At 35.9% G+C, this 1,119-nt stretch carries 2 protein-coding genes; both read left to right on the top strand.

What is annotated here, in order from left to right; all coding sequences use genetic code 11:
* The coding region (locus tag H5183_RS21410) for a hypothetical protein (protein WP_182732684.1) at positions 1 to 411 on the top strand (411 nt) is incomplete at its 5' end.
* A gap of 297 nt (positions 412 to 708) precedes the next feature.
* On the top strand, positions 709 to 966 hold the full coding sequence (locus tag H5183_RS21650) for a hypothetical protein (protein WP_145233448.1): 258 nt from the start codon (positions 709 to 711) through the stop codon (positions 964 to 966).
* Positions 967 to 1,119 lie beyond the last annotated feature (153 nt).

The following is a 1,119-nucleotide window of genomic DNA, read 5'->3' as shown; positions in this document are numbered from 1 at the left end:
AACAGTGTGCAAAAAAATAATGATACGGTTACCCACAACGGAAGAGGTGCTAAATTTTCTGACACAAAATATGTGTCTGTCCTTTTTATTCTACTTTTTTATTCTTGTGTATGTCCTTTTTATTTTCTGACTAGTGACCCGAATGCTCAAGGAATTGAATTATCAGCAGATGCAGGTTTAAATGCGAGTAACGCTTCAGGTACGATGAGCGGTCAATTACAATTGGGTAAGGCTGAAGCATTAGTTCAACCTCAAAATGGTACTGTTTCAGGTAAAACAGAGGGGGCTAAGGTTACGGGAACATTAAGTTCAAATCCTACTTCTGTAAACAACGAAGGTAAGGTAAAAGTTGGTGCCCATATGGGCCTGATTAAAGTCGAATTAGAAGTAGACACTAATAAACTAGATTAGAGGTATTTAAATTGAAAATTTGGAAGAACTTTATTTTGACGTGGGTGATTCTTCTTATCAGCATTATCGCTTATTCTGCATCTGTTGATGGTGGAATAAGCGCTGATGATTACTCAAAATACCTTGGTATTTTGTTTTGGGGAGTGACAATAATAGTGAGCATTTATCCACTAGGGTTTATTATTTTTAATCGAAGACTATTAGACTCAATGAATGCCGCGAAGCTATTTTTCATAGCTTTGCTATGCCCGTTTGTTGGAAGCTTGTTTGTGTACATTAAATTAAGAAAGTTACAAAATGAGCTTTTATGAATCCGATATAGCAGTAATTTTGTTTTTACTGTTTGGGGTCAATTCAATTATAAAGGGAAGGATTGAACTTCAATTGGGCGCTGGGAAGAAAGGAATTAACACTATTGTTGAAAAAGCTCCATCACGTCAAAAACAAATATCGCTGAATGGTTGGAAGGCTCGTGCTACGGGAGCTGCTTTTGTTTGTTTGGGCTTAGTCATTCATATCTACTTTAAGAGTGGGAGTGTAATATTTAGCATATGAAGTGGGTAATTGCTTTTACGCAACTAATAGAAAAATAGGACAGGCGCATTTTTTTGCAAATTTTTTGCAAAATCCATAGTATCAACTACTGTTTTTATATACAGTTTAACAGGAGTTGCTATGTATGACCCGGGCAAGAAAAAAGCTTATTGA

The sequence above is a fragment of the Pseudoalteromonas sp. SR44-8 genome, assembly GCF_014163635.1.
GTDB lineage: Bacteria > Pseudomonadota > Gammaproteobacteria > Enterobacterales > Alteromonadaceae > Pseudoalteromonas > Pseudoalteromonas rhizosphaerae.
Note: the sequence above shows the minus strand (reverse complement) of the source record. Positions and strands in the feature narration are given on the sequence as shown.